The organism is Chromobacterium violaceum ATCC 12472 (assembly GCF_000007705.1).
GTDB lineage: Bacteria > Pseudomonadota > Gammaproteobacteria > Burkholderiales > Chromobacteriaceae > Chromobacterium > Chromobacterium violaceum.
This window is the reverse complement of the sequence record NC_005085.1, coordinates 897,119-921,031: the sequence shown is the minus strand read 5'-3', so window position 1 is coordinate 921,031 and position 23,913 is coordinate 897,119. Positions and strand designations below refer to the sequence as shown.

Annotated in this window: 22 protein-coding genes; 8 read left to right on the top strand and 14 right to left on the bottom strand. The window is 67.8% G+C overall.

Translation table 11 applies throughout. The features are described 5' to 3' along the window. The first annotated feature begins 7 nt into the window (after nt 1-7). Nucleotides 8-364 carry a 5-carboxymethyl-2-hydroxymuconate Delta-isomerase gene (locus CV_RS04345; RefSeq protein WP_011134448.1) on the top strand — a complete coding sequence of 119 codons (357 nt, stop codon included), beginning with the start codon at nt 8-10 and terminating at the stop codon, nt 362-364. Between the two features lie 148 nt (nt 365-512). On the opposite strand, the gene CV_RS04340 is transcribed toward CV_RS04345, so the two are convergent. Then, complete coding sequence (locus CV_RS04340; protein WP_011134447.1) at nt 513-1,859, bottom strand: ATP-binding protein; 1,347 nt, start codon at nt 1,857-1,859, stop codon at nt 513-515. Then, complete coding sequence (locus CV_RS04335) at nt 1,856-2,518, bottom strand: response regulator (RefSeq protein WP_011134446.1); 663 nt, start codon at nt 2,516-2,518, stop codon at nt 1,856-1,858. The genes CV_RS04340 and CV_RS04335 overlap by 4 nt, the downstream gene beginning before the upstream one ends. A 186-nt stretch (nt 2,519-2,704) precedes the next feature. Between CV_RS04335 and CV_RS04330 the strand changes: the two genes are divergently transcribed. The 3 genes from CV_RS04330 to CV_RS04320 all read left to right on the top strand — a co-directional run bounded on the left by CV_RS04330 (nt 2,705) and on the right by CV_RS04320 (nt 6,133). Further along, on the top strand, nt 2,705-3,532 hold the full coding sequence (locus tag CV_RS04330) for a UDP-2,3-diacylglucosamine diphosphatase (protein ID WP_043595500.1): 828 nt from the start codon (nt 2,705-2,707) through the stop codon (nt 3,530-3,532). Beyond that, nucleotides 3,520-4,554, top strand: coding sequence for a glycosyltransferase family 4 protein (locus tag CV_RS04325; RefSeq protein WP_011134444.1), 1,035 nt, complete (start codon nt 3,520-3,522; stop codon nt 4,552-4,554). Before CV_RS04330 ends, CV_RS04325 begins: the two co-directional genes overlap by 13 nt. 796 nt (nt 4,555-5,350) lie before the next feature. After that, entirely contained in the window at nt 5,351-6,133 is a 783-nt protein-coding gene (locus CV_RS04320) for a ferredoxin--NADP reductase (RefSeq protein ID WP_011134441.1), read from the top strand. A 201-nt stretch (nt 6,134-6,334) separates the two neighbouring features. On the opposite strand, the gene CV_RS04315 is transcribed toward CV_RS04320, so the two are convergent. The 10 genes from CV_RS04315 to CV_RS04270 all read right to left on the bottom strand — a co-directional run bounded on the left by CV_RS04315 (nt 6,335) and on the right by CV_RS04270 (nt 17,648). Then, the gene (locus CV_RS04315) at nt 6,335-6,931 is read right to left on the bottom strand and encodes a hypothetical protein (protein WP_011134440.1); all 597 of its coding nucleotides are present in this window, start codon (nt 6,929-6,931) and stop codon (nt 6,335-6,337) included. Nucleotides 6,932-7,146: 215 nt separating this feature from the next. After that, the gene (gene rquA, locus CV_RS04310) at nt 7,147-7,851 is read right to left on the bottom strand and encodes a rhodoquinone biosynthesis methyltransferase RquA (RefSeq protein WP_011134439.1); all 705 of its coding nucleotides are present in this window, start codon (nt 7,849-7,851) and stop codon (nt 7,147-7,149) included. Nucleotides 7,852-7,946: 95 nt separating this feature from the next. Beyond that, nucleotides 7,947-9,062 carry a response regulator gene (locus tag CV_RS04305; protein WP_043595498.1) on the bottom strand — a complete coding sequence of 372 codons (1,116 nt, stop codon included), beginning with the start codon at nt 9,060-9,062 and terminating at the stop codon, nt 7,947-7,949. Next, complete coding sequence (locus CV_RS04300; RefSeq protein WP_158303299.1) at nt 9,046-12,138, bottom strand: response regulator; 3,093 nt, start codon at nt 12,136-12,138, stop codon at nt 9,046-9,048. The genes CV_RS04305 and CV_RS04300 overlap by 17 nt, the downstream gene beginning before the upstream one ends. Beyond that, nucleotides 12,135-12,758: a SpoIIE family protein phosphatase gene (locus CV_RS04295; protein ID WP_139791285.1), complete on the bottom strand. Its 624-nt coding sequence runs from the start codon at nt 12,756-12,758 to the stop codon at nt 12,135-12,137. Before CV_RS04295 ends, CV_RS04300 begins: the two co-directional genes overlap by 4 nt. Continuing rightward, nucleotides 12,737-13,177, bottom strand: coding sequence for an anti-sigma regulatory factor (locus CV_RS04290; RefSeq protein ID WP_210542402.1), 441 nt, complete (start codon nt 13,175-13,177; stop codon nt 12,737-12,739). Before CV_RS04290 ends, CV_RS04295 begins: the two co-directional genes overlap by 22 nt. After that, a complete protein-coding gene (locus CV_RS04285) occupies nt 13,174-13,536 on the bottom strand; it encodes an STAS domain-containing protein (RefSeq protein WP_043595495.1) in 363 nt (120 codons plus the stop codon). The genes CV_RS04290 and CV_RS04285 overlap by 4 nt, the downstream gene beginning before the upstream one ends. A gap of 10 nt (nt 13,537-13,546) precedes the next feature. Next, complete coding sequence (locus tag CV_RS04280; protein WP_011134433.1) at nt 13,547-14,434, bottom strand: protoglobin domain-containing protein; 888 nt, start codon at nt 14,432-14,434, stop codon at nt 13,547-13,549. 148 nt (nt 14,435-14,582) lie between these two features. Then, nucleotides 14,583-15,356 (bottom strand): exodeoxyribonuclease III, encoded by a 774-nt coding sequence (gene xth, locus CV_RS04275; RefSeq protein ID WP_011134432.1) that lies wholly within the window; start codon nt 15,354-15,356, stop codon nt 14,583-14,585. Nucleotides 15,357-15,608: 252 nt separating this feature from the next. Next, nucleotides 15,609-17,648, bottom strand: a complete 2,040-nt coding sequence (locus tag CV_RS04270) for a M3 family metallopeptidase (protein WP_011134431.1) — start codon at nt 17,646-17,648, stop codon at nt 15,609-15,611. 102 nt (nt 17,649-17,750) lie between these two features. On the opposite strand from CV_RS04270, the gene CV_RS04265 reads away from it, so the two are divergent. Together CV_RS04265 and CV_RS04260 are read left to right on the top strand one after the other, a co-directional pair. Next, a complete protein-coding gene (locus tag CV_RS04265; protein ID WP_011134430.1) occupies nt 17,751-18,296 on the top strand; it encodes a gamma carbonic anhydrase family protein in 546 nt (181 codons plus the stop codon). A 3-nt stretch (nt 18,297-18,299) separates the two neighbouring features. Then, complete coding sequence (locus CV_RS04260; protein WP_011134429.1) at nt 18,300-18,800, top strand: RDD family protein; 501 nt, start codon at nt 18,300-18,302, stop codon at nt 18,798-18,800. On the opposite strand, the gene CV_RS04255 is transcribed toward CV_RS04260, so the two are convergent. After that, nucleotides 18,797-20,443 (bottom strand): methyl-accepting chemotaxis protein, encoded by a 1,647-nt coding sequence (locus tag CV_RS04255; RefSeq protein WP_052278762.1) that lies wholly within the window; start codon nt 20,441-20,443, stop codon nt 18,797-18,799. The genes CV_RS04260 and CV_RS04255 overlap by 4 nt on opposite strands. 398 nt (nt 20,444-20,841) lie before the next feature. Between CV_RS04255 and CV_RS04250 the strand changes: the two genes are divergently transcribed. Further along, nucleotides 20,842-22,476: an APC family permease gene (locus tag CV_RS04250; RefSeq protein WP_045052234.1), complete on the top strand. Its 1,635-nt coding sequence runs from the start codon at nt 20,842-20,844 to the stop codon at nt 22,474-22,476. A 76-nt stretch (nt 22,477-22,552) separates the two neighbouring features. Here the strand turns inward: CV_RS04250 and tpx are convergent, their stop codons facing one another. Next, nucleotides 22,553-23,050: a thiol peroxidase gene (tpx, locus tag CV_RS04245; RefSeq protein ID WP_011134425.1), complete on the bottom strand. Its 498-nt coding sequence runs from the start codon at nt 23,048-23,050 to the stop codon at nt 22,553-22,555. Between the two features lie 275 nt (nt 23,051-23,325). Between tpx and CV_RS04240 the strand changes: the two genes are divergently transcribed. Next, on the top strand, nt 23,326-23,769 hold the full coding sequence (locus tag CV_RS04240) for a DUF1842 domain-containing protein (RefSeq protein WP_011134423.1): 444 nt from the start codon (nt 23,326-23,328) through the stop codon (nt 23,767-23,769). Nucleotides 23,770-23,913 lie beyond the last annotated feature (144 nt).

The following is a 23,913-nucleotide window of genomic DNA, read 5'->3' as shown; positions in this document are numbered from 1 at the left end:
GAACCCCATGCCCCACTGCGTGATCGAATGCTCGGCCGAAATCGCCGGCCACCCGGATATCGACCGCCTGCTGCATGCCGTCCATGAGGCCACCGACGCCAGCGGCCTGTTCCAGGGCGCCGACATCAAGGTCAGGCTTCAATCCTACGACGATTTCCTGGTAGGCGGCCGCGACCAGGACTTCGTCCACATCACCTGCCACATCCTGGCCGGCCGCAGCGACGATCAGAAGGGACTGCTGGCGGAACGTCTGGTCGGCGCGGTCTGCGAGCGGCTGCCGGGCGTGCAGTCCATCAGCTGCGAGGTGCGCGACATGGCGCCGGCGGCCTACCGCCGGCGCGACAAGCCGCAAGCCCGCGGCTGAGCGCGCGCCCTATTCCCTTGACGCGCCGATAAAAAAAGCCCGCCGGGTCATGGCGGGCTTGCAACCTTTGTCTACCGGACGCCTGTCGCGCCCGACCTTCACCGCATACCTCGGCGCGGCGCGCCCGGCCTGCGGCGGATTGTCGCAGTCAGCGCCGCGCCAGCCTGGCCTCCAGACCGCCGTCCGGCCGATTGCGCAGCGTCAGCCGCAGGCCATGCAGCTCGGCGATGCGCTCGACGATGGACAGGCCCAGGCCGCTGCCCGGCTGCTCCTGGCCCGGCGGGCGGAAGAAGCGCTCGCGCACCCGCTCCAGCCATTCCGGCGCGATGCCCGGCCCGCGGTCCAGCACGCTGACCGCGTCCTCCTCCAGCCTCAGTTCCACCGCGCCGTCGGCCGGGCCGTAGCGGCAGGCGTTCTCCAGCAGATTGCGCAGCATCAGTCCGAGCAGGGTGGCGTCGCCGGCCAGCGGCAGCGCCTTCTCCGGCGCGCAGCGCCAGTCCAGCCGCCATTCCACGCCGTCGGCCGCGGCCGCCAGCTCAGCCATCAGGCCCTCGGCCAGCCGTCCCCAGTCCACCGGCTCGCGCTGCCCCGGGTCTTGCAAAGGATCCAGCCGCGACAGCGCCAGCAGCTGCTCGACCAGGCGGCCGGCGCGCGCTATGCCCAGCTGCAGCTGCGACAGCGCGTGGCGGCGGCCGCCTTCGTCCGGCGTCAGCGCCAGCACCTCGGCCTGCACCCGCAGCGCCGCCAGCGGCGTGCGCAGCTCGTGGGCGGCGTCGGCGGTGAAGCGCCGTTCGTGCTCCAGCATCTGCCCGATGCGGACGAACAGCGCGTTCAGCGCCCGCACCAGCGGCAATACCTCCTGCGGCACCTCGGCCGGCACCGGGCTGTTGTCGTCCGGCGCGCGCGCGGCGATCGCGTCGGCCAGGCGGCGGAACGGCGCCAGCTCCCGGCGCAGCGCCATCAGGATGGCCGCCAGCATCAGCGGCAGGCCGATCAGCCAGGGCAGCAGCTGGGCCTGGACCACGCTCCACACCATCTCCTGCCGCAGCCCCAGCTTCTGCCCAACCGCCACCATCCGCGAACCGTCGGGGGCCGGCAGGTAGAGCAGCCGCCAGTCGTGGTGATGGTCGCGGCCGGCGAAATTCTGGAAGCCGCGCCGCGCCGGCTCGTAATCGAAACGGCGGCCGCGGCCGTCGCACAGCACCTGCCGCCCCTGCGCGTCCCAGATCGCCAGCCCCATGTCGTCGTTGTCCATCCGCCCCTTGTCGGCGCCGGCCAGCAGGTGCTTGAGCTTGGGCGGATCGTCCGGCTGCATGCCGTGCACGTCTATCGCCAGCAGCTGGCGGGCGAACTGCGCCATCTGGGTGTCGAACAGCTCGTCCACCTCGCGCTGAGCCAGCCACACCGCGGCCGCCGACGCCGCCAGCCAGGTGGCGGGCACGATCAGCAGCAACACCAGCATCAGCCGGGCCTGCAGGCTGCGCGGCTGCCTCACGCCGGCTCTCCCAGCGTGTAGCCTATGCCCCGCAGCGTGCGGATGAAGCCTGCGCCCAGCTTCTTGCGCAAATGGTGGACATGCACTTCCAGCGCGTTGCTCCCCAACTCCTGTCCCCAGCCGTACAGTTTTTCCTCTATCAGCTCGCGCGACAACACCCGGCCCTTGCTGCTGAGCAGCAGCTCCAGCAGCGCCAGCTCGCGCGCGGTCAGCTCCAGCAGCGCGCCGTCCAGCGTCGCCGTCCGCGCCACCGGGTCCAGGCTGAGCCGGCCGTGGCTGAGCAAGGGGCCGCATTGGCCGTGGCGGCGGCGGGTCAGCGCGCGCAGCCGCGCCGCCACCTCGGACAAGGCGAAGGGCTTGGCCAGGTAGTCGTCGGCGCCGGCGTCCAGGCCGCCGACGCGGTCGGCCAGCGCGTCGCGCGCGGTCAGCACCAGCACCGGCTCGTCGCGCCCGGCGCGGCGCCAGGCGGCGAGGATGTCCATGCCGTCCATGCCGGGCAGGCCCAGGTCCAGCACCACGGCGTCGTAAGGCGCGGCCGGCAGCGCGGCCAGCGCTTGCCGGCCATCGCGCAGCCAGTCCACCGCGAAACCCAGTTGTTGCAGGCCCATCTTGAGGCCGTCGCCGATCTGCGCGTCGTCCTCCACCACCAGTATCCGCATTCGTTTCTCCCACTCGCTCAGAGTCCCTTATCCCACAGACAGCTTAAACCATGCTTAAGCGCCGGCTGTCCGCCCATGCTGTCATTGAACGGCATAGGACTATTCACCTTCCCGTCAACAAAACCTCATTTCCCTGTCACGTCCGCATTGCAGCATGGTGGCGTCATCCCGGCCCACGGATCCGCCATGCAGCCAGATACCGCTTCCGACGCCTCCCGCCGACTGCGCAGCATCTGGATTTCCGACGTCCATCTCGGCACCGCAGGCTGCCGCGCCGAACACCTGCTCGACTTCCTGCGCGAGCACGACTCCGAATACCTGTACCTGGTCGGCGACATCGTCGACGGCTGGCAGCTGAAGAAGTCCTGGTACTGGAAACAGAGCCACAACGACGTGGTGCAGAAGCTGCTGCGCAAGGCGCGCAAGGGCTGCCAGGTGATCTACATCCCCGGCAACCACGACGAGGCGGCGCGCCAGTACTGCGGGCTGGACTTCGGCGGCGTCGCCATCCGCCACGAGGCCGAGCACTTCACCGCCGACGGCAAGCGCCTCTTGGTGCTGCACGGCGACGAGTTCGACGGCGTGATCCAGTACGCGAAGTGGCTGGCCTACGTCGGCGACAATCTGTACACGATGATCCTGGAGCTGAACCGCGGCTTCAACTGGGTGCGGCACCGGCTGGGCCTGCCCTACTGGTCGCTGTCGCAATACCTGAAGCACAAGGTGAAAAACGCGGTCAACTTCATCAGCCAGTTCGAAGCCATACTCGCCGGCGAGGCGCGTCGGCGCGGTTTCGACGGCGTGGTCTGCGGCCACATCCACAAACCGGAAGTGCGGATGATAGACGGCATCCTGTACGGCAACAGCGGCGACTGGGTGGAAAGCCTGTCGGCGCTGGTGGAGCACCCGGACGGACGGCTGGAAGTGCTGCACTGGACGGCGCTGAGCGTTGCCGTTCCCATCGCTGAATCGCCCGAGCCCATCCCTTCGGAGGAGTCCACATGCGCATCATGATCGTCACCGACGCCTGGAAACCCCAGGTCAACGGCGTGGTCCGCTCGCTGACCGAAACCGTCCGCGAACTGGACGGCTTCGGCCACCAGGTCAACATGATCACGCCGCTGGAATTCCGCACCATCCCCTGCCCCACCTATCCGGACATCCGGCTGTCGCTGCTGCCCTACCGCCAGGTGGCGCAACGCATCGCCGGCTTCGCGCCGGACGCGATCCATATCGCCACAGAAGGCCCGCTGGGCCTGGCGGCGCGCCGCTTCTGCCTGCGCGAAGGGCTGGCCTTCACCAGCGCCTACCATACCCGCTTCCCGGAATACATCCACGCCCGCTGCCGGCTGCCGCTCTCCGCCAGCTACGCCTGGATGCGGCGCTTCCACAACGCGTCGCAGGCGGTGATGGTGCCCACCCGCTCCATCGCCAACGACCTGGAAGCGCGCGGCTTCGGCAACGTCAAGCTGTGGAGCCGAGGCGTGGACACCGCGATGTTCAGCCCCGGCGAACGCCAGCGGCTGGACGAATCCGCTCCGCCGCGCTTCGTCTACATCGGCAGGGTGGCGGTGGAGAAGAACATCGAGGCCTTCCTGAAACTGGACTTGCCCGGCAGCAAATGGGTGGTCGGCGATGGGCCGCTGCTGCCGCGCTTGAAACAGCAATACCCGGAGGTGTACTTCGCCGGCGTGTTCCCCCAGCACGAGCTGGCCCGTTTCTACCGCGCCGCCGACGTGTTCGTCTTCCCCAGCCTGACCGATACCTTCGGCCTGGTGCTGCTGGAGGCGATGGCCTGCGGTTCGCCGGTGGCCGCCTTCCCGGTGGCCGGCCCGCTGGACGTGGTGGGCGACTCCGGCGCCGGCGTGCTGGACTGGGATTTGCGCGCGGCCTGCCTGAAAGCGCTGGAGCTGGACCGCGCCCACGTGCGCAGGGTGGCCGAGGGCTACTCCTGGCAGGCCGCCAGCCGCCAGTTCGAATCCCACCTGCGCCCCAACGCCCCCGCCTCCGCGGGGCTCAGCCCCATCGCCGATTAAACGCGCCTTGCTTCATCAGCTGTAAGCTCTATATTGAAAACGTTGAAGCACATACGCTCGGATGTTTTCGGCGAGCCTGTGCGGCGACCCGCGCACGAATCGGCATTGCGACCGCGCCCGCGATAGGACAGTCGGTCGGCACCGGAGGTGTCTGCAATGCCCAAAGCAGCATCCAGGACGGATGCATCTCTCCGCGGCCGCCGGCAAGCCCGCCCCCATCGCAACTGACGGCCTGGCGCGCGGGCAGTACCGCATCATCCGGAAACATATTTCCGTCCAGGCGCCCGTCGCGGCGCAAAATGGCGCGCCGGCCAAGCGCGATGCATCCGCAGCGCTCTGCTTCAGGGTGGCGTGCAGCTTGATACGCGCGCCGGTCGCAGACAGGTCCGCGCCATGCGTGCTTCAGGCGGCGCGGCCGCGATGTAAAGTCCCCTTTCATTCATACGGAGGGCGTCCCCGCTGCGGGACGCCCTCTTGCTTAATATCAAGCGCAGACTGTTCTACCCAGCCCAAATAACGGAAAACGATAAAAAAATCAGCAAACAATCTTCCGCATGCTATGCACTGTCGGTTACCATTCCTCAACCGCGCGCCACGGCCTGGACAATCCGCCAGGCGCCATTCACGATCGCGTCCGTTCCGGCGCATGCCGGGCGCGCCGCCGTCCCAAGCACAGGCAGACATGCCGCCATACAACACCCGAAGCCGCACGAACAAGCAGGGGGCCGGCAAACGGGTTAGAATCCTTGCAGCACAATATTGTCCGATCTTTAAATTTTGTGAGTCGCACGAGCTTATGTCCTCTCCTAATCTGACCGCTGAAAAGGTCCTGTCCGTCCATCACTGGAACGACACGCTGTTCAGCTTCACCTGCACCCGCGACGCGGGCTTGCGTTTCATCAACGGCCAATTCGTGATGATAGGCCTGGAGGTGAACGGCAAGCCGCTGATGCGCGCCTACTCCATCGTCAGCTCCAATTACGAAGAGCACATGGAGTTCTACAGCATCAAGGTGCAGGATGGCCCCCTGACCTCGCGCCTGCAGCATCTGCAGGTCGGCGACACCGTCATGATCAGCAAGAAGCCCACCGGCACCCTGGTGCAGGACAACCTGCTTCCGGGCAAGAACCTGTACCTGCTGTCCACCGGCACCGGCCTCGCCCCGTTCATGTCCATCATCAAGGATCCGGACGTGTACGAGCGCTACGACAAGGTGATCCTCACCCACGGCGTGCGTTGGGTCAGCGAGCTGGGTTACCACGACTACATCACCAAGGAACTGCCGGAAAACGAATTCTTCGGCGAAATGGTGAGCGAGAAGCTGATCTACTACCCGACCGTCACCCGCGAGCCGTTCCGCAACCAGGGCCGCCTGACCGACCTGATCACCAGCGGCAAGCTGTGCGCCGACATCGGCCTGCCGCAGTTGAATCCGGAACACGACCGCGTGCTGATCTGCGGCAGCCCGAGCATGCTGCACGACCTGTGCGAGATCCTGAACGGCATGGGTTTCAAGGAATCGCCGCGGATGGGCGAGCCGGCCGACTACGCGATCGAGCGCGCCTTCGTCGAGAAGTAAGGCCATCCGCCCATCTGCCCGGCGCAGATGCGAAACGCCCCGCAGGCTTTGGCCCGCGGGGCGTTTTTTTATGCGCGCCGCCGGATCGGGGCGCAAGCCGGCCGCCGCGTGCTCCGCCGTTCGCCGAAACCGGCAGGCAAAACAAAAGGGAGGCCGAAGCCTCCCCAGTTTTTATGCGAGCCAGACTGGCAGTCTGCTGGATTACTTGGCTGCCGAAGCGGCTGCCTTGTGGGCCTTCTTGGCGTGGTGCTTGTGAGCCTTCTTGGCCGGAGCCGAGGCGTCGGACTTGGCGGCCTGAGCCTTCTGCGCGGAAGCTTCCTTCTTGGCGGCGTGCTTCTTGGCATGCTTGTGAGCGGCCTTCTTCGCCGGCGCCGAAGCGTCGGACTTGGCGGCCTGAGCCTTCTGCGCGGAGGCTTCCTTCTTCACAACGTGCTTCTTGGCGTGGGACTTGTGAGCCTTCTTGGCCGGCGCCGAAGCGTCGGACTTGGCGGCCTGCGCCTTCTGGGCGGAGGCTTCAGCCTTCTTGGCCGCATGCTTCTTGGCGTGCTTGTGGGCGGCCTTCTTAGCCGGGGCGGAGGCTTCAGCCTTGGCGGCCTGGGCCTTCTGCGGAGCGGAAGCGGCTACCTTTTCGCCTTTCTTGGCGTGGTGGATCTTGGCCGGGGTCTTTTTCTCGGCCTTCTTGGCGGCCGGAGCAGCCTTGGCGGCGGGAGCGGAAGCCGGGGCGACCTGTGCGGCGAAACCTGCGGCGGAGCTCAGGCCGAATACGGCGGACAGGGCAAGAAGGGTCAGCTTTTTCATGATTTCATCTCCAGGTCGGTAACGGAAGCTTCCACCTCCGCAAGGCACCGTGTTTGGTGTTTCCTTGAGACGTATCCTAGTCCCGCCCCCCCTAGCCGTCTGTTAGCGCCTTGTAAGCCCATGTAACGCGACGTACAAGCGAGAAAACCGCCTACCCTGCCTTGCGCCTCCTTGCCTTACCCTGCCCCGCGCTGGAAGGGCTTGACCGGCGGCCCTCAATCCCGGCGGCGGGCGGTCACGATCTGGTACACGCCGCCGAACACGGTGCGCTTGCTCCAGTCGAACCGGGCCGCGTCGCGCGCGTAGGCGGAGATTTCCTTGTTCCACAGCGCTTCGGCGAACGGCTCCAGCACGCGGTTCACCCATTTGAGCAGCCAGCCTATCGGCTGCCAGGGGCGGGGACAGTGGTAGTCGACGAACATCGCCCGGCCGCCCGGCGCCACCTGGGCCAGCATGTTGTCGACGATGGCGGACTTCATGTCTTCCGGCACCTCGTGCAGCAGGAAGAAGCTGCATGCCAGATCCGGCTGCCGCTCGGCCTGGAAGCGCGCCGCGTCGGCGCGCACCACGGCGGCCTGCGGCGTACCGGCCAGCTTGCCCTCGGCCAGCTCCACCTGGATGGGCGTGACGTCGGTCAGCGTGAAGCTGCCGCTCTCGCCGACCCGCGCCGCGGCCCGCTGCACCAGGTCGCCGTAGACGTGGGCCACCTGCCACACCCTGTCCCCGTCGCGGATCTCGTTCAGATAGGCCCGCATAAGCCGCTGGTCGTTGCCGAACAGCAGCGTGCGCACCACCAGCTTGTGGTCCAGCAGCCTGGCCTTGCGCGGATTGACGTAGGCCCAGTCGTAGACCTCGGTCATGTAGGCGGGAACGTCCTGGTAGTAGGGATCGGCGGTGGTGCGGGTGGGCAATGTGGTCATGACGGGCTACCGTTCGATGTTATTGGATGGAAACAGCTTAGCAAGCCATGCTCCAAGCCGGCTTGAGCCAGGCCAAACCTTGCCCGGAGCGGATCTCAATGCTGACCGGCATGCTCCTCCGCGTCGGCATAGGCCAGGGCGACTTCGACAAAGGCCTGCTCCACCGCCAGGAAGGCGTCGACCACGTCCGGGTCGAAGTGCGTGCCCCGGCCGGCGACGATGACGTCCTTCGCCTGGGCATGCGGCATCGGCGGCTTGTAGATGCGCCGGTTGATCAGCGCGTCGTAGACGTCGGCCAGCGCCATCAGCCTGCCGGCCACCGGAATCTCGTCCCCCTTCAAACCGAAGGGATAGCCGCTGCCGTCCCATTTCTCGTGGTGCGAACATGCGATCTCCTTGGCGAATTTCAGGAACGCCACTTCCAGGCCCAGCTGGCGCTCGGCGGCGACGATGGCGTCCCGGCCCAGCGCGGCGTGCTGTTTCATGATGGCGAATTCGTCGTCGGTCAGCTTGCCGGCCTTGAGCAGGATGTGGTCGGGGATGCCGACCTTGCCGATGTCGTGCAGCGGCGCCGACTTGCAAATCATGTCGATGTTGCGCTCGGTCAGATACTGGTCGAAGCGCGGGTGGCCGCTCAACTGCTCGGCCAGCAGCTTGACGTAGGATTGGGTGCGCTTGATGTGGTTGCCGGTTTCGTTGTCGCGGGTTTCCGCCAGCGAGGCCAGCGCCCAGATCGCCACGTTCTGCACGGTCTCGGTCTCCCGGGTGCGTCGCCTGACCTCTTCCTCCAGGTAGTCGTTCTGGTTCTTCAGGATATCGCGCGCGGCCTTGACGTCCAGCTGGTTGCGCACCCTGGCCATCAGGATGCCGGGATTGATGGGCTTGTGGATGTAGTCGGCGGCGCCCAGCTGCAGGCCGGCGGTTTCCTCCTCCGCCTCCTGCATCGCTGTCAGGAAGATCACCGGCACGTCGAAGTCCGCCCGGCTCGCGCGCAGGCGGCGCAACACCTCGTAGCCGTCCATGTCCGGCATCAGCACGTCCAGCAGGATCAGGTCGGGCTCGCCGGCGGCGACGATGCGCAGCGCCTTCGCGCCGCCGGTCGCCACCTTGACGCGGTAGTCGCGGTGCAGCAGATCGTTGATCAGCGCCAGGTTGTCCGGCGTGTCGTCCACGACCAGGATGGTGGGCCGAGTGTCAGACTGATTGTCCATGTCCGCCCTCCCGCATGCCGGCGCGCGCCTCGCGCAGCCGGGCCAGCGCGTCGTCGAAACGGTATTGCCGCAAGGCCTGCTCGAAGGCGGCGGCGGCCTCGCCCAGCGCCGGCCTCACCCTGCCCGATTCGGCGCCGTACACCTCCACCGCGTCGGCGTCGTCCTCCGCCAGCAAGGCCTCCAGCCGGTCCAGCACCGCCGGGTCCGCCTCGCCGTCGGCGGCGGGCGGGGCCGACTCCGGCAGCGCCGCGCCCAGCGCGCCGATCAGGCGGCCCAGCTCCGCCTGCGCCTCCGCCATCTCCGCGTCCAGCCCCGATAGCTGCAGCCCCGCCTGCAGCGCCGCCTCCAGCCGGCCCGACAATTGCTGCAGATGGTCGGCGCCTACGGTGCCGGCCAAACCTCTGAGCGTGTGGGCGCCGCGCACGGCGGCGTCGCGGTCATCGCGCGCCAGCGCCAGCCTCACCTGCCCGAACGCGTCGGCCTGGTCGGCGACGAAGCGGCGCAGCAGGCCTTCGTACAAGGGCCGCCTGCCCATCATTCGCCTGAGCGCGCCGCCGACGTCGAGTCCGGGAATCCGCCGCAGCGGATCGTCGGAGTCTTCCTGGTCCGGCCGCTCGCGCGCGGCGCTCGCCGCCGGCTCGGCGGCATCGGCCCGCCCGGCGCGCGGGTCCCAGCGCTTCAGCGCGGCGAACAGCTTGTCCGGGTCGATGGGCTTGGTGACGTGATCGTTCATGCCGGCCTCCAGGCAGCGCTCGCGGTCGCCGCTCATCGCGTTGGCGGTCATCGCCAGGATGGGCCGCTTCCCCCACGATGCCAGCCGCCGCAGGCGGCGCGTCGCCTCCAGCCCGTCCATCACCGGCATCTGCATGTCCATCAGCGCCAGGTCGAAAGGCTGGGCTTCGGCCAGGCTCAGCGCCTCTTCCCCGTTGCTGGCGACGGTCACCTCGATGTCGGCGGCGCTCAGCAACTCGGTGGCCACCTGCTGGTTGAGTTCATTGTCTTCGGCCAGCAGCACCCGCATGCCGCGCAGCGGCGACAGGTCGATCTCATCCGCCGCCGGCGCCGCGCGCGCCCCCGCGGCCGCCTCGCCGCCGAACAGCCGCATGGTCGAGTCGAACAGCACCGAGGCGCTGACCGGCTTGATCAGGGTCATTTCGATGCCGGCGTCCTCGGCCAGGCGGAACACTTCCTCGCGGCCGTAGCCGGTGACCATCACCCGGTGCGGCCGCAGCGCCGCGTCGTGCCGCATCAGCCGCCTGGCCGCCTCGATGCCGTCCATGCGCGGCATCCGCCAGTCCAGGAAGACCACCTCGTAGCGGTCGCCGTCGCGCTCGGCCTGCTCCACCCGCTCCAGCGCCTGCTCGCCGTCCTCGGCCTCGTCGACACGGAAGGTCATGCCGCGCAGCTGCTCGGCCAGTATCTCGCGCGCGGCCCGGCTGTCGTCGACCACCAGCGCCCGGCGGTTGCGCATGCCGACACCGGGCAGCCGCTCCGGGTGCGGCTCGCCCTTGCCCAGCCGCGCGGTGAACCAGAAGGTGCTGCCCTTGCCGGGCTCGCTGTCCACGCCGACCTCGCCGCCCATCATCTCCGCCAGCTTCCGGGAGATGGCCAGGCCCAGGCCGGTGCCGCCGTATTTGCGCGAGGTGGAGGTGTCGGCCTGCTGGAAGGACTGGAACAGCTTGGCCTTCTGCTCGGCGCTCAGGCCTATGCCGGTGTCGCTGACCTCGAAATGCAGCAGCAGGCTGTCGCCGCGTTCCTCGCGGCAGCGCGCCCTGACCGTCACCTCGCCGCGCTCGGTGAACTTGACCGCGTTGTTGGCGTAATTGATCAGGATCTGGCCCAGCCGCAGCGGATCGCCGATCAGCGACCGGTCCAGGCCGGGGCCGATGTCGAAGATCAGCTCCAGCCCCTTGGCCTCCGCCTTCTCGCCCAGCAGCGCGGCCAGATTGTCCAGCACCCGCTCCAGGTCGAATTCGGCGTTCTCCAGGTCCAGCTTGCCGGCCTCTATCTTGGAGAAGTCCAGGATGTCGTTGATGATGCCCAGCAGGTGCTTGCCGGAGTTGTGTATCTTCTGCAGGTAATCGCGCTGCTTGGGGTCGAGGCCGGTGCGCAGCGCCAGGTGGGCAAGGCCGATGATGGCGTTCATCGGCGTGCGGATCTCGTGGCTCATGTTGGCGAGGAAGTCGCTCTTGGCCCGGGTGGCGCTCTCCGCCTCCTCCATCGCCTGCTTGAGCTTGCCCTCCTGCAGCTTGCGGTTGCTGATGTCGCGGATGAACAGGGTGCCGGTGCGCTCGCCCGACATGTCCACCACCGTCAGCCCTGCCTCGACCTGGGTCGCCGATCCGTCCGCCCGCCTCAGCAGCAGCTCCCAGAATTCGCCGGACAGCGCGGCCAGGTCCGCCCCGGCCAGGCCCCGGCTCAGCGCGCCGGGCAGCGGCCCGTCCCCTTCCAGCCTGGCCAGCCCGCCGAGCGTGGCCGGCAAGCCGGCGCCGGCCTCCACGCCGAACACCGCCAGCGCGGTGCGGTTGATGTCCTTGATAGCGCCGGCGCCATCCACCACCACCACGCCCACCGGCGCGCCGGCGATGATGGACTGGGACAGTTTCTCGCTCTGCCGCAAGGCCTCGGTGCGGCGCACGATCTCGGCCTCCAGCCCCGCCTGGTAGCGCGACAGCGCGGCGTTGCTGGCCACCACCTCGGCCAGCAGCTCCTCGCGGCTCTTCTCGTCCAGGATGCCGCGTATCACCTCCGGATCGGTCTCCCCCATGCCGGGCGCGTCTATCGCCACGCAGCAGCGCTTGCCGCGCCGCTCCAGCCGCCAGCGCGGGTCGCAGAGCTCAAGGCCGGTGCAGTAGGGCGTGTCGAGGCACAGGTACAGGGTGTCCCACTCCACCTCCAGCACGCAGTCGGCGAAACCCCGCGCCTGCAGCTGGCGCAGCAGGCTGAACAGCGTCACCGCGTGGCGTTCGAGCGAGCCGCCGCCCAGCCAGGACAGCTCCATCAGCTTGAGCATCTTGCTCCTGGCGCGGTACAGGCTGTCCTCCCCCAGCAGGGAGAGGTTCAACTGTTCGCTCATGGGTTCCATCTCGCGACTATGCAAGCGGCGTCGTCGTGCCACTTGGCGTGATTGCTCATCAACTGACTCCCCATCCTGCCGGCGGGCAAGCCGGCCAACGCCTCCAACGCATCGGCGGGCAGATGCTCAGGCACGCCGTCGGTGGTCAACAACAGCAAGGCTCCGGCCCGCAGCTGCAAGCGCCGCTCCCTCAGCCGCGGCAGCGCCTGCCCCACGGTGCCGGGCTGGCCGGCGATCAAGCTCAACTCCGGCTGCAGCACCCTCAGCAAGGCATTGCCGACGCTGGCGCAAGCCAGCAGGCCGGATGGCTGCACCGTGGCCAGGCAAACGGCCGCGCCCAGACTGCCCTGGAAGCGCCGGTGCAGGCGCGCCAGCCGCTCCGCCGGCGGCTGCGGCGGCTCCCGCTCCAGCCACGCCTCCATCTCCCGCGCCAGCACGTGCGCTTGCGCGCCGTGGCCCAAGGCGTCCAATATCGCCAGCGTCACGCCGCCGTCGGTCTCGGCCCGCGCCACCATGCCGTCGCCGCATACCGTCTCTCCGAAGCAGGGCCGCGACACCAGGGCCAGCTCGCCCAGGCCTGGCGGCGGCGCAAACGGCGTCAGCGCCATTTGCGCACGCACACCTGGGTGCCGGCGCCGGGAGCGCTGTCTATCCAGAACTCGTCCATCAGCCTGCGTGTGCCGGGCAGCCCCAGGCCCAGCGTGCCCTTGCTGCTGAAGTGCTCCCGCATCGCCAGCTCCAGGTCGGCGATGCCGGGGCCGCGGTCCCGCGCCTGGATTTCCATGCCGGAGGCCCCGCCGGCGGCCACCCCCTGCCAGCGCATCCGGCCGCCGCCGGCGTACTTGAGCATGTTCATCGCCAGTTCCGACGCCGCCGTCGCCAGCTGGGTGCAATCGACTTCGGAAAATCCCATCCCCGCCGCCAGCGCGCGCACGCGGTACACCAGCAGCCGGACGTCGCCCTCGCTGCGGATATCCAGCGCATCCCCGCCGCCCAGGCTGCGCGCCGGACGCAGCGGCGACATGCTGTCCGCGCTCATTGCTTCATCGCCAGCGCCTGTTCCAGCGAGATCGCCCCGCGGAAGGCGCCCAGATCGGCCCCGACCTGGGACAGGCCCTGGATCACGCCCGGCCGCAGCCCCACCAGCACCGTGGACGCCCCCATCAGCGAGATGGTGCGCTTCATGTCCACCAGCGCCTGGTAGGACTCCAGGTCCAGGAAGCGCACCTCGGACACGTCCAGCATCACCCTGCGCACCGCCTTGCCGCTGATGCGCTCCAGCAGCCGGCTCTGCATCTGCCGCACCAAAGCCGGCCGCAGCTCCGCCTGCACGCAGGCGAGCAAGGCGTCGCCTATCTGCGACAGCGTGATCCTGGCCTCTGCGGCGTCGTCGCTCATATGCCCTTCCTCATCCAAGCTGGCGTATCGCCAGCCCGCAGTTGCGGAACGCCTCTTCCAGCGCGTCGCGCAGGGTGGCGAAGGTGGAAATCTGCTCGGTGTCTATGCCTAGGTGGACGATGGTCTGCGCGATGGCGGGGGACAGGCCCGATACCAGGCTCTCGCACCCCATCAGCTGGGTGGCTTTGGTGATCTTGATCAGGTGGTTGGCCACCGCCGAGTCCACCACCGCCACGCCGGAGATATCCATGATGAAGACCCGGGCCCGGGTGGTGGATATCTTGCTCAGGATGCCTTCCATGATGCCCTGGGAGCGCTGGGAGTCGATGATGCCGACAATGGGCAGCAGCAGGATGTCCTGCCAGATCATCGATACCGGCGTGGACATTTCCATCATCGCCCGGCTCTGCTCCAGCACCCGCTCGTGCAGCAGCCGGCTGTAGGTCTCGACCACCAGCGCGGTGTCCATGTGCAGCAGCTTGGCGGTGGACAGCAGGGTCTGCGACGCCGTCTCGCGGCTGCCGCTTTTCAGATAGCCGCAAAACAGCGTGAACGCGTAGTTGACCCCGGCGAAATAGGAGCTGAGCGGCAGCCCGATGCGGGCATGGGTTTCGCCGGCGCACACGCGCTCGGCAAGATAGGCGGCGTCCACCACGCCGGAAAAGAAGCTGCGCCAATAGGCGGCCTGGGCCTCCCGCGCGTTGCGCAGCGCCGACGGCCGGGCGAACAGGCCTTCGTACTCAGGCAGGGACGGCAGCCATTCGTAGAAGCGATCCATCGCCTCGTCCAGCCTGGGCAGCACCGCCTCGCCCATCGCCCTCACACGTTTCAGGTCATCCTCCTGGATGGCGAAGGTGTGCAGAAACTCTCCCGCCTCGGTCAGACTCGTAGGATCCATGGCCCCGCGCGCTCCCGCCCGTCATTAATCGATAGCTTGCCGTCTATAGCTATCTATAGGACAGTTTCGCCCCCTGGACGGAAACGGCGCGCAGACAAACGAAACGGCCCGGACAGGGCCGGGCCGTTGCGCGCGCGTGGAAACCGGCTCAATCGGCCAGGGTCAGCACCACCGGAGTGTGGTCGGACGGGCGCTCCCACTTGCGCGGCGCCTTGTCGATCTCGCAGGCCTGCGCGCGGGGTTTGAGCGCGTCGCTGACCAGGATGTGGTCGATGCGCACGCCCTTGTTGCGGCGGAACATCATCTGGCGGTAGTCCCACCAGCTGTACTGCTTTTCCTCCTGGTTGAACAGGCGGAAGCTGTCGGACAGGCCCAGCGCGATCAGGCGGCGGAAGGCGTCGCGCTCCGGCGTGCTGCACAGCACCTGCTCGCGCCAGCCCTCCGGATCGTAGACGTCGCGGTCTTCCGGCGCGATGTTGTAGTCGCCCAGCAGCAGCAGCTGCGGATGCCTGGCCAGCTCGGCGGCGACGTAGCCCTCCAGCTTGGACAGCCATTCCAGCTTGTACGGGTACTTGGGCGAATCCACCGCCTCGCCGTTGACGAAATAGCCGCAGATCACCCGCACGCCGTTCACGGTGGCGGCGATCACGCGGCGCTGCTCGTCGCCGTAGCCGGGGATGCCGGCGACCACGTCGGTCATTTCCAGCGGCGTGCGCGCCAGGATGGCGACGCCGTTGTAGGTCTTCTGGCCGAACCAGACCGCGCGGTAGCCGGCCGCCTCGATCTCCGCCAGCGGGAAAGCGCCCTGGTCCATCTTCAGTTCCTGCAGGCACAGCACTTCGACGCCGGTTTCGGCCAGCCACTGCAGCACCTGCGGCAGGCGGACTTTCAGGGAATTGACGTTCCAGGTGGCAAAGCGCATCGGCGGGGACTCCAGAATGGGAAAGGATGAAGGCCGACACCATAGCAGCAGCCGGCCCGGCTGTTGAGGGATTTTCGCGCCTCGCCGCCGGCAAGGCAAAAAAAAGCGCCTCCGCAGTCGGCGGAGGCGTCAATAGACACTATATCACTACCCCTGATACGCGTCTGGCTCGCTTGCTGCTCCGGAAGACAACCCTGAGCAAAAGATTAGAGCCGGACTATTCCAGGCGAGTTCCGGGAATCGGAAATTTTTTTACGCCGCCTCCGGCGCCATGCCGGAGTGGCGCAGCAGCGCGTCGATTTCGGGATCGCGGCCGCGGAAGGCGCGGAACGACTCCAGCGCCGGGCGGCTGCCGCCGACCGCCAGGATTTCGTCCCAGAACTGGCGGCCCACCTGCGGATTGGCGCCGCCGGCCTCCTCGAACGCGGCGTAGGCGTCGGCGGACAGCACTTCCGCCCACTTGTAGCTGTAGTAGCCGGCCGCGTAGCCGCCGCCGAAGATGTGGCTGAAGCTGTTGGGGAAGCGGTTGTAGGCCGGCGGACGGTTGACCGCCACCTCGTCGCGCACCTGCTCCAGCAGCGCCAGCCAGTCCACGCTGTCGGGATTGCCGGCGGTGTACAGCAGCATGTCGAACAAGGAAAACTCCAGCTGGCGCACCATCTGCATGCCGGACTGGAAGTTCTTGGCGGCGATCATCTTGTCGTACAGCTCGCGCGGCAGCGGCTGGCCGCTTTCGCTGTGCGCGGTCATGCCCTGCAGCACGTCCCACTCCCAGCAGAAGTTTTCCATGAACTGGCTGGGCAGCTCGACGGCGTCCCACTCCACGCCGCTGATGCCGGCCACGCCGGCCACCTCGATGCGGGTCAGCAGGTGGTGCAGGCCGTGGCCGCACTCGTGGAACAGGGTGATCACCTCGTCGTGGGTGAAGTAGGCCGGCTTGTCGCCCACCGGGCGGCTGAAGTTGCACACCAGGTAGGCCACCGGGGTCTGCACCTGCTCGCCCTTGCGGCGGCGGCCGCGCACGTCGTCCATCCACGCGCCGGGGCGCTTGCCGTCGCGGGCGTAGAGGTCGAGGTAGAAACCGCCCAGCAGGGTGTCGCCCTGGAAGATCTCGAAGTAGCGCACGTCAGGGTGCCACGTGGCGACCCGGCGCTCGGCGAAACGCACGCCGTACAGGGTGCCGACCACGCCGAACAGGCCCTGCAGCACCTTGGGCTCGGGGAAGTACTGCTTCACTTCGTGCTCGGAGAAGGCATAGCGGGCGACGCGCAGCTTCTCGCTGGCGTAGCTGATGTCCCAGGCCTGCAGCGCGTCCAGGCCCAGCTCGTCGCGGGCGAAGGCCTCCAGCTCGGCGCGGTCCTGCTCGGCGTAGGGCTTGGCGCGGCGGGCCAGGTCGCGCAGGAAGGCGATCACCTGCTGCGGGCTTTCCGCCATCTTGGTGTACAGCGACAGCTCGGCGTAGTTGGCGAAGCCCAGCAGTTGCGCCTCCTCGGCCGCCAGCTTCAGCTTCTCGCGGATCAGCGGGCCGTTGTCCTGCTCGGCCGGACCGAACTCCGACGCGCGCTTGGCGTTGGCTTCGTACAGTTTTTCGCGCAAAGCGCGGTTGTCGGCGTACTGCAGCACCGGGAACAGCAGCGGGAATTGCAGGCCCAGCTTGTATTTGCCCGGCTGGCCGTCGGCCTCGGCCATCGCGGCGTACATGGCCAACGTGTCCTCTGGAATGCCGGCCAGCTCGGCAACGTCTTCGATGTACAGGCTGAAGCCGTCGGTGGCGTCCATCACGTGCTGCGAAAACTGGTTGGACAGCTCGGCCAGCCGGCTGGACAGTTCGGCGAAGCGCGCCTTTTGCGCGTCCGGCAGCTCGGCGCCGGCCAGGCGGAAGTCGCGCAGGTCGTTTTCGATCACTTTCTTCTGCGCGGCGCTGGCGGCGGCGAATTCAGGGTTGGCCGCCACCGCCTTGAAGCGGGCGAACAGGTCGAGGTTCTGCCCCAGTTCGGTGAAGAAGGCGGAAATGCGCGGGATTTCGGCGTTGTACGCCTCGCGCAGGCCCTCGGTGTTGCCCATCACGCCGTTCAGATGGCCGACCACGCCCCAGGCGCGGCCGAGTTTCTCGGTGGCGTCGGTCAGCGGCTCCACCACGGCGTCCCAGCTGTCTCCGCCGGCGGCGACGACGGCATCGATGGCGGCGCGGGCGTCGGCCAGCAATACATCGAGGGCGGGGGTGATGTGCTCCGGCTTGATGGCGTCGAAGCGCGGCAGGTCGGAGAAATCAAGTAAGGGGTTCTGGCTCATGGCTTCAACATCCTGTCGGGGCGGACCAATTATGATAAGGGAATTTGCGCGCCGGCGCGCGCGGCCGGCACAATGCATGCTCCCAGAGATAAGGACGAAACGATGAAAAGCAATATCCGCCAGTACGACGGCCACCATCCGGAGATCGCGGACGGCTGTTACATCGACCCGGCTGCCGTGGTCATCGGCGAGGTGAAACTGGAGACTGGCGCTTCGGTCTGGCCGTGCGCGGTGATCCGCGGCGACGTCAACCGCATCCACGTCGGCGAGAACAGCAATGTGCAGGACCACGCCATGTTGCACGTCAGCCACAGAAGCGCCGCCGATCCGGAGGGCGCGCCGCTGATCATCGGCCGCCACGTCACCATCGGCCACCACGTGACGCTGCACGGCTGCACCATAGGGGACGAGGTGCTGATCGGCATCGGCAGCATCGTGCTGGACCGCGCGGTGATCGAGGACCGGGTGCTGATCGGCGCCGGCAGCCTGGTGCCGCCGGGCAAGCGGCTGCAGTCCGGCTACCTGTACCTGGGCAATCCGGTCAAGCAGGCGCGGCCGCTGACCGACAAGGAGCTGGCCTACTTCAAATACTCGGCCGAGCACTATCTGCGCGTGGCCGACAAGCACAAGGTCAATCTGGAGGATTGAGCGATGGCGGATGTACCGGAAATCCATGAACAAGAGCTGGAATACGTCGGTTTCTGGGCCAGGGTGCTGGCCAGCCTGGCCGACACCATTCTGCTGCTGATCGTGTCGGCGCCGCTGCTGTGGCTGCTGGCCGGACGCGAAGCGGCGTCGGCCGGCGGGCTGCCGGACCTGGCTGAGCTGAGCGGCGCCGGCTCGCTGGCGGAATGCCTGGTCAACTACCTGCTGCCCGCCGTCGCCATTATCCTGTTCTGGATCTACAAGAGCGCGACGCCGGGCAAGATGATGCTGGGCGTGCGGGTGGTGGACGCCGACACCGGCGCGCCGCTGAAGCCTGGCCAGGCGGCGCTGCGCTACCTGGGTTATTTCGTCGCCACCATTCCCTTCGGCCTGGGCCTGCTGTGGGTGGGCATCGACGCCCGCAAGCAGGGTTGGCACGACAAGCTGGCGCGCACCGTGGTGGTGCGCCGCAAGCCGCGGCCGGCGGCTTTCCCCGCACGCCGCTAAGCCGGCGACAGCCGCGCCCGCCCGCGCGGGACCATCGTCCGCTCAGCCGCGCCGCCGGCCGGCGCATCCAACCGGAACCAAGCCAGCGCCCGGTTGAGCCCGCCGGCGGATTCCGCCAGCTGCTCCATCAACGGTTCCGCCTCGCGCATCTGCTGCTCGATGTGCTGGGCCAGGCTGGCCAACTCATGGCCGTGCTGGCGGATATTGCCGCCGGCCTGGGTCTGCCGCTCGCGCGCGGCGCCGATGTCGGCCATCAGTTCGCCCAGGCCGGCCAGCGCGCCGTCCACCGCCGCCAAAGCCCCGTCCAGCGCCAACTGCGCGTCCTGGCCATCCCGGCCCGCCCTGCCGGCGGCGGCGATCGCCTCCCCCAGCGCGCCCTTGGCCTGCTCCATCTGCCGCAGGCTGTCGAAAATGCCGCTGGTGGCGGAGGCGGTGCGCTCGGACAGCTTCCTCACCTCGTCGGCCACCACCGAGAAGCCGCGGCCGGCCTCGCCGGCGCGCGCCGCCTCTATCGCGGCGTTCAAGGCCAGCAGATTGGTCTGATCCGCCACGTCGCGTATCAGCGCGCTGATCTGACCGATCGCCGACAGCGCCTGGCCCAGCGTCTGCATTTCCTGGTTGGCGGTGGCGATGCGTCCGGCCAGCAGGTTCATCGTTTCCGCGTTGTGCTCGCCCTGCCGGCGCGCGTCCTCGGTGGCCGCCGCCGCGCCGCGCGCGCAGTCTAGCGCCGCCTCGATATGCAGCCCCACCCGCTCCGCGTGGCCGGCGATCTCCGCCGCCGCCTCGTTGCTGAGCTGGCTCTTCTGCGTCTGCAGGCGGCTGGCGTCGGCGCTCTGCCGGGTCAGCAGCTGCAAGCGCCGGCTGTCGTCCTGGTTGGCGCCGGCGTGGCGGCGCACCTCGTCCAGCAGTCCAGCCAAATGGTCCAGAAAACGGTTGATGCGCGACGCCGCGTGCGCCAGCTCGTCGCCGCCGCGGTCGGGTAGGCGCACGGCCAGGTTGCCCTCGCCCAGCGCGTCGGCGGCCTGCGCCATCGCCGCCAGCTGGCGGCGCAGCCTTCGCGCCAGCGTCAGCTGGATCAGCACCACCAGCGCGCTGGCCAAGGCCAACGGCCCCAGGATCAGCGGCGCCAGCCGCGACAGCGCCGCGGCCAGCCCGGCTTTTTCCCCCGCCAGCTCGCCGTCGCGCTGCTTCAGTTGGGCGTCGATCTGCGCGACCAGCGGCGCCAGATCGTTCTGATAAGCCTGCTCCGGAATCGACAGCGCGTCCTGCGGCGCGGTCTCGGCGATGCGGATAGCGCTGCCCAGATTGGCGGCGTAAGCCTGCCAATGGTCGCGCAGCGCGCCGTCGAAGGCGCCGGCGTCGGCCGCCGGCAACGCTTCATGGATGTCGCGGCGCAGAGCGGCCACCTGCCGTTCCGCCTGCTTCAGCCGCTCGGCGGTTTCCGGCAACAAGGGATCGGCGCGGGAAAACGACAGGGAGACAGCCTTCAGCTGTTGCAAATTCGCCGCCAGCTGCTGCAGACGGTTGTAGTTGTCGACGTGGCGGGTGAAGGAATACAGCTGCTGGCCGGTCAGCGCCATCGCCAGCGCCAGGCTGGCGAGGGTAAAGGCGATGGTCAGCCACAGGCGTTTGATCAGGGACATGGCGGGTGCTGCGTGAGACTTCGGGGCCCCCATCGTAGCCGCCATTGATGACAAGAAGATTTCAAGACATATAAGTTGTAGCAAAAATTGTTCACATTACGTTACAATCCGCGCACCTGAAAATTCGGGTCGATATGTCGGACAAAATTCAGAGAAACGCCGGCAGTCGGGCGCAACATCATGATTTCCGTCGTCGGCCGAAGCCGGCCGTTTCGACACCCCCTGGCCGCTGCGGCGCTACCGCCGACGCGGTCCGCCTGCCCGGCAGGCAGGCGCGATTTACATAAGACCGGGCCCACCCGGCTATGTGGGCAACTTCCTCCAGGCACGTCCGGCGCGTGCGCGCCGCCGCGGGAGAGTCGTTGCCCGTCATCGTTCAAATGACTGGAGATTCGCCCTTGCAACAACAACACTCCCGCCACATCGGTCCGATCGCGCTGATGCTGACCGGCCTTGGCTCCATCATCGGTTCCGGCTGGCTGTTCGGCGCCGCCCACGCGGCGCAGATCGCCGGCCCGGCCGCCATCGTCGCCTGGATTGTCGGCATGGTGATCATTCTTTCCATCGCGCTGAGCTACGCCGAACTGGGCGCCATGTTCCCGGAATCGGGCGGCATGGTGCGCTACGCCCGCTACTCGCATGGCTCGCTGCTCGGCTTCATCGCCGCCTGGGCCAACTGGATCGCCATCGTGTCGGTGATTCCGATCGAGGCCGAAGCCTCGGTGCAGTACATGAGCACCTGGCCCTATCCGTGGGCGCAGAACCTGTACCACAACGGCGAGCTGAGCACCGTCGGCCTGTCCTTCGCCGCCGTGCTGGTGATCGCCTACTTCCTGCTCAACTACTGGGGCGTGAAACTGTTCGCCAAGGCCAACAGCGCCATCACCATCTTCAAGGTGATCGTGCCGGCGGTGACCGTGGGCGCGCTGATCTACAGCGGCTTCCACTCGGAGAACCTGAACAACCCGGCGATGGGCGGCTTCGCGCCGTTCGGCTGGGCCAGCGTGATGACGGCGGTGGCCACCAGCGGCATCGTGTTCAGCTTCAACGGCTTCCAAAGCCCGATCAACCTGGCCGGCGAAGCCCGCAATCCGGGCAAGAGCGTGCCCTTCGGCGTGGTCGGCTCCATCCTGCTGGCCGCGGTGATCTACGTCGCGCTGCAGGTCGCCTTCCTGGGCGCGCTGTCGCCGTCCGAGCTGGCGCACGGCTGGAAAGGCCTGGACTTCAGCTCGCCGTTCGCGCAGCTGGCGATGGCGCTGGGCCTGAACTGGCTGATGATGACCCTGTATTTCGACGCCTTCGTCAGCCCCAGCGGCACCGGCGCCACCTATATGGCGTCCACCTCGCGCATGATCTACGGCATGCAGCGCAACGGCACCATGCCGGAGATCTTCGGCCGCATCCACCCGCTGTACCGCATTCCGCGCCCGGCGATGTGGTTCAACCTGGCGGTGTCCTTCGTGTTCCTGTTCTTCTTCCGCGGCTGGGGCACGCTGGCGGCGGTGATCTCGGTCGCCACCGTGATCTCCTACCTGACCGGCCCGATCAGCGCCGCCGCGCTGCGCCGCTGTGCGCCGGATCTGCCGCGCCCGCTGCGCCTGGCCGGCCTGTCGGTGGTCGCGCCGTTCGCCTTCGTCTGCGCGTCGCTGGTGCTGTACTGGGCGCGCTGGCCGCTGACCGGCCAGATCCTGTTCCTGATCGTGGCCGCGCTGCCGGTCTACATCTGGTACCAGGCCAAGGCCGGCTGGCCCGAATTCGCCCGCGAGCTGAAGGGCGCGCTGTGGATGGTGCTCTACCTGCCGGCGATGGCGCTGCTGTCCTATATCGGCAGCGTCGACTTCGGCGGCATCGGCCTGCTGCCGTACGGCGTCGACATGGCCGTGGTGGCCGCGGCCTCGCTGGGCTTCTACTTCTGGGGCGTCAACAGCGGCTGGTACACCCGCTACCTGCGCGACGAGCACGACCCGAAACTGGTGGAGGCGATGCAGCAGGAAGCCAAGGCATCCGGCAAGCTGGCTGAGCAGCGCGGCTGAGCGCGCCGGTCCCGCATGCGAAAAAGCCGACCTCGCGGTCGGCTTTTTCTTTGCCTGCGACAAATGGCTTGCCGCGTTACAGCGCCGCCAGGGCGGCTGCGTAATCCGGCTCGTCGGCGATCTCGCCCACCAGCTGGCTGTGCAGCACCTTGTCGTCGGCGTCCAGCACCACCACCGCGCGCGCGGTCAGGCCGGCCAACGGGCCGGAGGCCAGCTTGACGCCGTAGGCTTCGGCGAAGCTGCCGTTGCGGAAGGTGGACAGGGTCACCACGTTTTCGATGCCTTCGGCGCCGCAGAAGCGCTTCTGCGCGAACGGCAGGTCGGCGGACACGCACAACACCACGGTGTCGGCCAGCGCGGCCGCCTTCTCATTGAACTTGCGCACGGACGTCGCGCAGGTCGGGGTATCCACGCTGGGGAAGATGTTGAGGATCTTGCGCTTGCCGGCGTAGCTGGCCAGCGACACCTCGGCCAAATCGGCGCCGGTCAGTTGCAGCGCCGGGGCCTGCTCGCCCTTGGCCGGCAGCTTGCCCGCCACGTCCACCGGATTGCCGCGCAGGGTTACGGTTGCCATGTTCTGGATTCCTCGTCTGGGTTGGTGATGGCGCTAGTGTGGCGCAAAGATGGCGGAATGCAACCCTGCCCCGCGCATGGTTGTCATCGCTACCAGCCGCCAGCCTACCTTCCCGATGGGCATAAAATTCCAAACTGTTCTAAATGACGGCGATTTTTATTTTTATCCGTTATATAAAGTGCGGGTGGCGCCGCTACCGTGGCGCCGCGAATAGGCAATTCGGGACGCGCGCTTACCGGCGCCGTCAACTGTCATCCGATTCAAAGGAGTCTCTCATGGCTAGCCAAGATCGCGATCAGAAGTCCGGACTGTTCATCGTCAGCTACAACGTCTTCAAGCCCGGCGTGGCCGGCGGCTACAACCTGCACCTGCAGCTGTCGGTCTATCCGCCGGCCCGCCAGGTCAGCGGCCGCGCCGTCATCACCCAGGCGCTGCAGCACCCGCTGATTTTCGAAAACCCGGTGCAAGGCCGCTACGAGGAAAAGGGCGGCGACATCGAGCTGTTCCTGAACGGCTTCCGCCTGCCCATCGACCCGGCCTCCCCGCGCGTCGGCGACTTCCACTTCGACGGCCACCTGAAGGGAGGCTGGCACGCCGAGAACGGCTCGCGCGCCCGCTACGCCTTCCTCCAGGCCGGCCACTGGGTCGAAGAATTCGGCCAGGACATCCAGCTGTCCGATGAGGTGCGGCACACCGTCAAGGCGCTGAACCTGCGCTAAACGGCCCGTCCCCAGGCCGCCGCCGCCTCACGCGGCGGCGGCCTGCGCCTTTTCCCCTGTCCATCCGGCCATGGCGGCCACCAGAACATCCCGAATCGTGCTTGCATGCGTGATCGACCACGGCGCACCCGCGCCCCCTGACCC

Excerpts from the sequence above, each read along its gene's own strand:
- CV_RS04345 (WP_011134448.1), top strand. The coding sequence starts at position 8 with ATGCCCCACTGCGTGATCGAATGCTCGGCCGAAATCGCCGGCCACCCG.
- CV_RS04335 (WP_011134446.1), bottom strand. The coding sequence starts at position 2,518 with ATGCGGATACTGGTGGTGGAGGACGACGCGCAGATCGGCGACGGCCTC.
- CV_RS04330 (WP_043595500.1), top strand. The coding sequence starts at position 2,705 with ATGCAGCCAGATACCGCTTCCGACGCCTCCCGCCGACTGCGCAGCATC.
- CV_RS04325 (WP_011134444.1), top strand. The coding sequence starts at position 3,520 with ATGCGCATCATGATCGTCACCGACGCCTGGAAACCCCAGGTCAACGGC.
- CV_RS04320 (WP_011134441.1), top strand. The coding sequence starts at position 5,351 with ATGTCCTCTCCTAATCTGACCGCTGAAAAGGTCCTGTCCGTCCATCAC.
- CV_RS04315 (WP_011134440.1), bottom strand. The coding sequence starts at position 6,931 with ATGAAAAAGCTGACCCTTCTTGCCCTGTCCGCCGTATTCGGCCTGAGC.
- rquA (WP_011134439.1), bottom strand. The coding sequence starts at position 7,851 with ATGACCACATTGCCCACCCGCACCACCGCCGATCCCTACTACCAGGAC.
- CV_RS04305 (WP_043595498.1), bottom strand. The coding sequence starts at position 9,062 with ATGGACAATCAGTCTGACACTCGGCCCACCATCCTGGTCGTGGACGAC.
- CV_RS04300 (WP_158303299.1), bottom strand. The coding sequence starts at position 12,138 with ATGAGCGAACAGTTGAACCTCTCCCTGCTGGGGGAGGACAGCCTGTAC.
- CV_RS04290 (WP_210542402.1), bottom strand. The coding sequence starts at position 13,177 with ATGAGCGCGGACAGCATGTCGCCGCTGCGTCCGGCGCGCAGCCTGGGC.
- CV_RS04285 (WP_043595495.1), bottom strand. The coding sequence starts at position 13,536 with ATGAGCGACGACGCCGCAGAGGCCAGGATCACGCTGTCGCAGATAGGC.
- CV_RS04280 (WP_011134433.1), bottom strand. The coding sequence starts at position 14,434 with ATGGATCCTACGAGTCTGACCGAGGCGGGAGAGTTTCTGCACACCTTC.
- xth (WP_011134432.1), bottom strand. The coding sequence starts at position 15,356 with ATGCGCTTTGCCACCTGGAACGTCAATTCCCTGAAAGTCCGCCTGCCG.
- CV_RS04270 (WP_011134431.1), bottom strand. The coding sequence starts at position 17,648 with ATGAGCCAGAACCCCTTACTTGATTTCTCCGACCTGCCGCGCTTCGAC.
- CV_RS04265 (WP_011134430.1), top strand. The coding sequence starts at position 17,751 with ATGAAAAGCAATATCCGCCAGTACGACGGCCACCATCCGGAGATCGCG.
- CV_RS04260 (WP_011134429.1), top strand. The coding sequence starts at position 18,300 with ATGGCGGATGTACCGGAAATCCATGAACAAGAGCTGGAATACGTCGGT.
- CV_RS04255 (WP_052278762.1), bottom strand. The coding sequence starts at position 20,443 with ATGTCCCTGATCAAACGCCTGTGGCTGACCATCGCCTTTACCCTCGCC.
- tpx (WP_011134425.1), bottom strand. The coding sequence starts at position 23,050 with ATGGCAACCGTAACCCTGCGCGGCAATCCGGTGGACGTGGCGGGCAAG.
- CV_RS04240 (WP_011134423.1), top strand. The coding sequence starts at position 23,326 with ATGGCTAGCCAAGATCGCGATCAGAAGTCCGGACTGTTCATCGTCAGC.